General features: G+C 51.2%; 7 protein-coding genes and 1 tRNA gene. 5 read left to right on the forward strand and 3 right to left on the reverse strand.

Going from position 1 to position 8,182, the window contains the following annotated elements; genetic code table 11:
* The 3 genes from D6694_03985 to tadA form a co-directional block, all read left to right on the forward strand.
* On the forward strand, positions 1–615 hold a 615-nt coding region (locus D6694_03985), incomplete at its 5' end, for an IMP dehydrogenase (GenBank protein ID RMH45974.1).
* Positions 616–679: 64 nt separating this feature from the next.
* On the forward strand, positions 680–2,257 hold the full coding sequence (locus tag D6694_03990; GenBank protein ID RMH45975.1) for a glutamine-hydrolyzing GMP synthase: 1,578 nt from the start codon (positions 680–682) through the stop codon (positions 2,255–2,257).
* Between the two features lie 38 nt (positions 2,258–2,295).
* Positions 2,296–2,760: a tRNA adenosine(34) deaminase TadA gene (tadA, locus tag D6694_03995; GenBank protein ID RMH45980.1), complete on the forward strand. Its 465-nt coding sequence runs from the start codon at positions 2,296–2,298 to the stop codon at positions 2,758–2,760.
* On the opposite strand, the gene D6694_04000 is transcribed toward tadA, so the two are convergent.
* The gene (locus tag D6694_04000) at positions 2,739–5,186 is read right to left on the reverse strand and encodes a hypothetical protein (GenBank protein RMH45976.1); all 2,448 of its coding nucleotides are present in this window, start codon (positions 5,184–5,186) and stop codon (positions 2,739–2,741) included. The genes tadA and D6694_04000 overlap by 22 nt on opposite strands.
* Entirely contained in the window at positions 5,183–5,785 is a 603-nt protein-coding gene (locus D6694_04005) for an ABC transporter ATP-binding protein (GenBank protein RMH45977.1), read from the reverse strand. Before D6694_04005 ends, D6694_04000 begins: the two co-directional genes overlap by 4 nt.
* A gap of 87 nt (positions 5,786–5,872) precedes the next feature.
* On the opposite strand from D6694_04005, the gene D6694_04010 reads away from it, so the two are divergent.
* Together D6694_04010 and D6694_04015 are read left to right on the forward strand one after the other, a co-directional pair.
* A complete protein-coding gene (locus D6694_04010; GenBank protein RMH45978.1) occupies positions 5,873–6,514 on the forward strand; it encodes an arylesterase in 642 nt (213 codons plus the stop codon).
* 15 nt (positions 6,515–6,529) lie between these two features.
* Positions 6,530–7,576 (forward strand): HlyC/CorC family transporter, encoded by a 1,047-nt coding sequence (locus D6694_04015; GenBank protein ID RMH45979.1) that lies wholly within the window; start codon positions 6,530–6,532, stop codon positions 7,574–7,576.
* Between the two features lie 204 nt (positions 7,577–7,780).
* Here the strand turns inward: D6694_04015 and D6694_04020 are convergent.
* Positions 7,781–7,871: transfer RNA gene (locus D6694_04020), tRNA-Ser, on the reverse strand.
* Positions 7,872–8,182: the final 311 nt, after the last annotated feature.

Consider the following 8,182-nt stretch of genomic DNA (forward strand, 5'->3'; position numbering starts at 1 on the left):
ATCGTTGAGGCAGGAGCCGACGGAGTGAAAGTCGGCATTGGCCCGGGCTCCATTTGCACCACGCGAATTGTCACGGGTGTCGGTGTGCCACAAATCAGCGCGGTGGCCAACGTGGCACAGGCATTGAAGAATACAGGTGTGCCTTTTATCGCCGACGGTGGCATCCGCTTTAGTGGTGATATGTGTAAAGCGTTGGCGGCTGGCGCTGACGCCGTGATGGTCGGTTCGTTGCTGGCAGGCACCGAAGAGTCCCCGGGTGAAGTCGAACTTTATCAGGGGCGTTCCTACAAAAGTTACCGTGGCATGGGCTCCCTTGGCGCCATGGCACAAAAACATGGCTCAGGGGACCGCTATTTTCAAAGCTCAAATGCGGTGGATAAACTTGTTCCAGAAGGTATCGAAGGTCGCGTCCCGTACAAAGGCAGCATGATAAGTATTGTCCATCAGATGATGGGCGGACTGCGTTCTTGTATGGGGCTGACTGGTTGCCGGACGATCGCTGAACTGAAGGAAAAGGCTCAATTTGTCCGTGTGACTTCAGCGGGTATGAACGAAAGCCATGTGCATGATGTCACCATCACCAAAGAAGCACCGAACTATCAAATTAAACGCTAGTATTTTCTGTGCCGAGCATCGTCTCGGCGCAGAATAGACCCAGTATATTCGACAGGAGCAATGCATGCAGCCGGACATCCATGCCCATAAAATTCTGATTCTAGATTTTGGCTCGCAATATACCCAACTGATTGCGCGTCGTGTGCGCGAAATTGGCGTGTATTGTGAATTGCATCCTTTTGATATGCCTGAGGCAGCCATACGCGAGTTCAATCCAAAAGGCATTATTTTGTCCGGTGGACCGGAGTCTGTGACAGCAGAGGATACCCCTCGTGCCAATCCGGTCGTATTTGAACTTGGAGTCCCCGTGTTTGGCATATGTTACGGTATGCAAACTATGGCTCATCAGCTAGGGGGCAAAGTCTCGTCCTCGACCCATAGGGAATTTGGTTATGCCCGTGTTCGGCTGCATGGACACTCGAAACTTTTCGAAGGAATTGAGGACCATGTTGAAGCAAACGGTGTCTCTTCCATAGATGTTTGGATGAGTCATGGTGACAGGGTCGAAAATTTGCCACCGGGTTTTCAAGTCATTGGTGAGACAGACAATGCGCCCATTGCGGCCATGGCGGATGAGGCACGACATTTTTATGGTGTTCAGTTCCATCCGGAGGTGACGCATACGCGCCAGGGCGGGCGAATTCTCGAGCGATTTGTCCGGCAGATCTGTGGCTGCGAGGCGTTATGGAACCCCGGCAATATTGTGACCGACGCGATAACGAAAATTCGCGAGAAAGTTGGTCAAGATGAAGTAATTCTTGGGCTTTCCGGCGGCGTGGATTCTTCTGTGACAGCCGTATTGCTACATCGTGCCATTGGCGATCAGCTGACCTGTGTATTCGTCGACAATGGCTTGCTTCGATTGAATGAAGCCGATCAGGTGATGGCCATGTTTGCCGAGCATCTCGGTATCCGGGTGATCAAGGTGTCAGCCGAAGACCGTTTTCTGTCGGCACTTGCCGGGGTGAGTGATCCAGAGGAGAAGCGAAAAATTATTGGCCGCGTTTTTGTTGAAGTGTTCCAAGAAGAGGCGGCCAAGCTCAAAAATGCAAAATGGTTAGCCCAGGGCACAATTTACCCTGATGTCATCGAGTCGGCTGGCGCAAAGTCAGGTAAAGCACATGTCATCAAAAGCCACCACAATGTCGGTGGCTTGCCCGAAGATATGCACTTGAAGCTCGTCGAGCCTTTGAGCGAGCTGTTTAAGGACGAAGTGCGTAAAATTGGCCTTGAGCTCGGCCTGCCGTATGACATGCTCTATCGCCATCCTTTCCCAGGGCCAGGGCTGGGGGTTCGGATCTTGGGCGAAGTCAAAAAAGAATATGCAGATTTGTTACGCAAAGCAGATGCTATATTCATTGAGGAACTTCGAGCATCAGGCTGGTATGACAAGGTCAGTCAGGCTTTTGCGGTGTTCTTGCCAGTGCGCTCCGTAGGCGTGATGGGTGATGCAAGAAAGTATGATTATGTGATTGCGCTTAGGGCAGTGGAGACAATTGACTTCATGACCGCCCATTGGGCACAGTTGCCTTACGAGTTGCTGGCGAAAGTATCCAATCGAATTATCAATGAGATAGATGGTATATCTCGAGTAGTTTATGATATATCCGGCAAGCCGCCGGCGACCATTGAGTGGGAATGAGCGGTCAGCCAGAGTTTTCCGACTTTGACCGGGCGTGCATGCAGCACGCGCTGGCACTGGCGGAACAAGCGGCAGCACACCAAGAAGTGCCGGTTGGTGCGGTCCTCGTGTATCAGGGCGAAATTGTGGCGGGTGCGTATAATCGACCAATTCATGCCGCCGATCCGACCAGTCACGCCGAAATTGAATGTCTGCGACTTGCTGCGAAAAAGTTCAACAATTATCGGCTGCCAGATACCACTCTTTACGTCACCTTAGAGCCTTGTGCCATGTGTGCGGGAGCACTGGTGCATGCGCGCGTTCGTGAGGTTGTTTTTGGTGCCTATGATCAAAAGGCAGGCGCCGTGACAAGTGTATTTCAACTAATTGATCAAAATATTTACCAGCACCGATGCGCATGGCGGGGTGGCCTTTTAGAAGCGGAATGCCGCACGTTACTCCAATCTTTTTTTCGTGAACGACGGAAGCAAAAGTTAACCAATCAACGCTCCCGTAATAGTTGAATCGTGGTTTTTTTAGCCATTGGCAGCAAACGAACCATGAGCAGAAGCGCAAGTATTGTGCTGATCAATATGGGCGCAGCAAGCCACATAAGGCTGGGCAGTCGACCGTTGAGATCAAACATCGTTCGGGCAATGGCAAGGTAGGCGCTCCAGCCAAACAATAAGGAAAGCAAGCCTGTGTTCAGGCTTAATGCTATGGTTTGCGCCAGCATGATGCTCGTAATGAGACGCTGGCTCGCGCCAAATACCCGTGTCATGGTCGTCCAACGGGCATGGATGTGTTCTGTCAAGTCGGTCACAATTGTTAGTAAAAGAAGGGCCATAAGGGCGACGACTAAGATGAATGCGCCGACAATGGTGCGCCCCGTGGCAAGAATTTCATTGAGTTTTGCAACAACCGCTCGCAAGTCGAGCACAAGCACGGTAGGCCATCGTTCTGCGATGAGATTTTGAAGATCTGCCTGATTGGGTGGAAGATGGAAAGCTGTGATATAGCTGATATCGGCTTGGATATTCTGTGGTTTGCTACGGAATATGATAAAGAAATTTGGGCGAAGATTGTCCCACTCTACTTGTCGGATGGTGGTCACCACCCCGGAAAATTCTTTTTCCCCCATGGCAAAGGTTAACATATCACCCAGTTTGATCCCTAGACGCTGGGCCAGCGACGCTTCGATGGAGATGGCGGGCCGATCGTCAATGTTTGTTGTCGCCCAATCACCGTCGGTAATCACATTGTCCGGCGGCAAAACGTCAGCGTATGTCAGGTTAAGTGGTCTGTGTAAGGCGCCGATGCGTTGACGCTCCCGCTGCGCTGCTGGCCGGCCGTTGACTTTGGCAAGTCTGGCGCGAATGATGGGGTAAAAATGGAAGTCACGAATGCCCCTTTCGTGTAAAAATGATTCAATAAAAGGCTTGTCATCGGGCATCACGTCAAGCAGAAAATGATTGGGCATTTTGTCTGTCAGAGCATGTTTCCATTCGGCGGCCAGCTCTGTGCCCAGTGCGCCCACGGTAATAAATATGGTCGTCACCAACCCGCCAATGCCGCTCAGCAGTAGTGTTTGCCAGGTTGTTTGATGCAATCGTCGGAATGCGATGCCTGCTACGGAGCTCGGTGAAGTACGTTTGACCAAAAAAGTGTTGAGCATATGAAAGATGACTGCCCAAACCAGTCCCCACAACAAAACTGCGCCGAGCCACAGTCCTGCGAGATAGGCGGACTTTGTAATGAGCCAAATGAAGCCACCAACGACAGCCGCAGCCAATCCAATGGACATCGTCAGGCCTGGCGGTGTTTGGTTACCCGGAGCATGTAAGATCGACCAGGTGGGCACGCGGCTGGTTCGCCACAAGAATGGAGTGATTATGACAACGAAAATGATTGTGCCGACTGCTGCAGATTTCAGCAAACTCAAGCTTAACAGCTTCATTGTGGCGGCGGGTTCGATTGGCGCCATGGGAATAAAGTGGCGAAGCCACAAAAAAGTCGCAATGGCCACCAAAATCCCAATCAATAAACCAAAAATCAAAGCACTTCCTATGAACTTTGGCCATGTTCGTATGAGGCGCTTTACCGCGCGTCGTCTGCTGGCACCGAGCGCCTTTAACAGCGCGATTTGTCGCTCGGCGCGAAGTGCATAATCCTGGGAAGCCAAAGACAACGCCAGTACGGCGAATGCCACGCCAAGAGTGAGAAACATCGAAATGAACTGAAAGACATTATCGACAATCCGGCTTGTTCTGTTGTTGTCACCGTCAGTGTGCTGTATCTGGATGAGTGGGTCCTTAAGTCGCTCAATGGTGGAAATCAGCTGGTCAGCTGTTGCACCGTTCGGCACCGCATACGCACGAAAAAAATATGGCCGCGCCCCCGGTTTCGTCAGCAGCGTTTGATCAATCGATGAGAAATTGACGAGGACAAGAGGAAAGAAACTCTGAAAACCACCGATTAAGTCAGGGGTCTCAAGCAGCCAAGCATCAACACGGTAGCTTTGATTGGCAAGGCTGACCTGATCGCCTAGTTTTATTTTGAGACGCTGTCCGAGGCTTTTGGGAAGCCATATCCCATCTTTCGGCGGAGCCCCGCGTCGTTGCTGCGGCTCACCACTGCCGGTATCAATGCGCACTTCACCATAGAGCGGATAGCTCTTATCAACGGCTTTCATCGTCACCAGCACGAAGTTGCCATTGGCCGAAATCATGGTATTGAGCGTGACCCAATTGGCCTGTTTGAACGAAGTCAAATTTGGTGCATTTAACACCGGTGCGAATGGCTCAGGCGAGCGGATGCGTATATCCCCACCAAGGAGCGTTTTTTGTTGGGCCGCAACCATGGCGCGGCCATAATCACCAAGCATAAAAGTCGTAGCGAGTATGGCAAAGGTCCCGATCAATGCGTGTAATAAGAGACGTTGGCTTTTCATGACGGCAATGTTTCGTCGGTCTGCAGCGTTCCCGAGCGCATGGAAAATGTTCGATGACATCTTTGGGCGAGAGCTTGGTCGTGAGTGACGAACACCATCGTGGTGCCGTATTTTTCATTCAGATCGAACATAAGGTCGGTAATCGCTTTTGCCGTGGTCTCATCCAGGTTGCCGGTAGGTTCGTCGGCAAATACGATTTGGGGATTGGTCACAAAGGCTCTGGCAATTGCCACGCGTTGCTGTTCGCCACCGGACAACTGTGTCGGAAAATGCCGGATGCGCTCATGCAAACCGACCTTGTTCAGCCATTGACGCGCCTCTCTTTCAGGATTTGGCTCGCCTGTGATTTGAAGCGGTAACATCACATTTTCCAGCGCTGTGAGTTCAGGGAGCAATTCAAAAGATTGAAACACGAAGGCAACCCGGCCAAGGCGGATGGCCGCACGCTGGTCTTCATCGAGCGCATTGAGATTTTGCCCGAGCAACTCGACAGTACCTGACGTGGGCAGATGCAACCCAGCCAGTATTGACAACAAGCTGGTTTTTCCTGAGCCGGAGCGACCGACAATGGCAACCACTTCTGATGCATAGACTTCCATTGAAATATTATTCAAAATGGGGATCGTTTTACCGCCTAAAGTGACATGCCAAGTGACTTGGTGAGCGGAGATAACTGGTGTTAAGGAATGCAATTGACTAGACACTTCTTAGCGATTCTTTTTTTGCTTGTTTGGTGTGATAGTGCCCTATCCGAGCCCTTGAAACAACAGCGAATTTTAATCTTGGGAGACAGCTTGTCTGCCGCGCATGGACTTCAAACTGAAGAAGGTTGGGTGGCGTTGTGGCAGCGAAAAATTAAGAAGAACCGTCTACCCGTGGAGGTTATCAATGCGAGTCGGTCCGGCGAAACCACACAGGGAGCGAGACAGCGCCTTCCCAACCTACTGCGCCAGCATCGCCCGGACTGGGTTTTAATCGAGCTTGGCGCCAATGACGGGTTACGGGGCTTCCCGCCACAGGTTATCCAGAAAAATCTTAGTCACTTGATAGATGGAGTGTTCGCGCAAGGCGGTAAAGTTATTTTGATGCAAATTCGTTTGCCTGAGAGCTATGGAAAGGATTATGTCAATGCGTTTGAAAACATTTATCCGCGTCTGGCTGAAATGAAAAATGTGCCACTCGTCCCATTTTTGTTGACACCACTGGCAGACAGGCCTGAGATGTTTCAAAGTGACCGCATTCATCCGACCCGCGAGGCACAAGCGATCGTCGCCGAATTTATGGAAGAATCACTGACGAAAATCATCCAGCGTGCCCAGCATGACTGAGGGAGTCAAAAGCAGATGGCTTGGTTAATTCTTTATGTTGCGCTCGCACTTAGCGTCTCGTTCGTATGTTCCATCGCGGAGGCTGTTTTGCTCAGCGTCACGCGCGGCTACATCGGTGCATTAAAAAAAGAAAGGCCAGTGCAGGCAAGACGTTTGGCAAAACTGAAAAAAGATATTGATAAGCCGCTTGCGGCCATTCTAACGCTCAACACAATTGCCCATACAGTTGGTGCGACAGGTGCTGGCGCTCAGGCGGTAGAGGTATTCGGAGATGCCTATATTGGACTGGTCTCGGGTGTGTTGACATTGCTCATTTTGGTTGTCAGCGAAATTATTCCGAAAAGTTTGGGCGCAACCTACTGGCGGCAGTTGGCACCTGCCGTGGCCATTTTTTGCAATTGGCTTTTGGCGCTTTTGTATCCGGCCGTTGTTGCTGCCCAAGGGATTACCAAACTCTTATCAAATGAAAAAAAGGGGGAGGGGATCAGTCGTGACGAAATTTCCGCAATTGTGGACATCGGGCGGCTGGACGGTCGGCTGACGCCAGCAGAATCATCTGCGCTGAAAAATATTTTGAATTCGGCTCCATTGCCTATCTCACGATGCATGACTCCGCGGAGCGTTATGTTTACAGTCTCCCAAGACAAGACGGTCGAATGGTATTTTCATCGTTTCGATAAAAAGCGATTTTCACGCATTCCTGTCTACAAGGGTGATGAGCCGGACGAAATTGTCGGCTTTGTTTTGCGATCGGACTTGTTATTGGCGCAGGCGCGTGGCAATGGTGAACGACAAATTGGCGATTACAAGCGTCCACTGATGACACTGCTGGATAAGGCTTCAACCATCCATGCACTGAGCCGACTTCTTCAGAAAAGCCAACATATTGCGCTTGTCGTGAACGAATACGGCACAGTGCGCGGCCTTATCACCCTAGAAGACCTGCTTGAGACCCTGATAGGGGTCGAAATTGTCGATGAAGGCGATGAGGTGGACGATATGCAGAAACTGGCATTTCGCAAAAGGGGGCACTTTCAAAAATCGATTCGTGAAAAAGAATGACGGTTGCACTCGATGCCAGCGAATTGGTTTGCGCGTTAAGTTTGTCCGGATAGCCTGACACCATAAGCGCTCGCGGCGGCTGGATTTGGAGCGAGTGTTCTATGTTATGCTAGAAAGACAGGGCGAGCCTTGATGCGGTTTTTCGTCCGTTCTCGACGAGATTTTTCAGCCGCAGGATATTGGGTATTATGTCGTCAACTCAAGTGGCGGTGAGGGAGGGATTCGAACCCTCGATAGGCTGTTAACCTATACACACTTTCCAGGCGTGCTCCTTCAACCACTCGGACACCTCACCGAAATAGACAGCACCAACTCCATGGCGGCTGCATTTTACCGTTTTCTTGTTGAAGAACAAAGTGCATTTTTTAAGTTTTAAGCGTGCCGAAAACGGCGCTTTGCGCTGCTTTGCTGTTGGTGTGGCAATCTCGTCTGCTCCCGGCAGACGGGTCGAACCCTGCCGAGGGTGCTCACCCTCCCTCGACCTGGTCTGAAACGAGGCCTACAGCTGTTTGCCAGGATGAACTTTTTTATATGGCGGAGAGGGAGGGATTACTTCGGGCATCGTGCCCTCAGCCCCTTCGGGGCCGCCCTGCGGGCGTTCCCGTC

Source organism: Gammaproteobacteria bacterium (assembly GCA_003696665.1).
GTDB lineage: Bacteria > Pseudomonadota > Gammaproteobacteria > Enterobacterales.

Coding starts and splice junctions, on each gene's coding strand:
- D6694_04000 (RMH45976.1), bottom strand. CDS start 5,186: ATGAAAAGCCAACGTCTCTTATTACACGCATTGATCGGGACCTTTGCC.
- D6694_03990 (RMH45975.1), top strand. CDS start 680: ATGCAGCCGGACATCCATGCCCATAAAATTCTGATTCTAGATTTTGGC.
- D6694_04005 (RMH45977.1), bottom strand. CDS start 5,785: ATGGAAGTCTATGCATCAGAAGTGGTTGCCATTGTCGGTCGCTCCGGC.
- tadA (RMH45980.1), top strand. CDS start 2,296: ATGCAGCACGCGCTGGCACTGGCGGAACAAGCGGCAGCACACCAAGAA.
- D6694_04010 (RMH45978.1), top strand. CDS start 5,873: ATGCAATTGACTAGACACTTCTTAGCGATTCTTTTTTTGCTTGTTTGG.
- D6694_04015 (RMH45979.1), top strand. CDS start 6,530: ATGGCTTGGTTAATTCTTTATGTTGCGCTCGCACTTAGCGTCTCGTTC.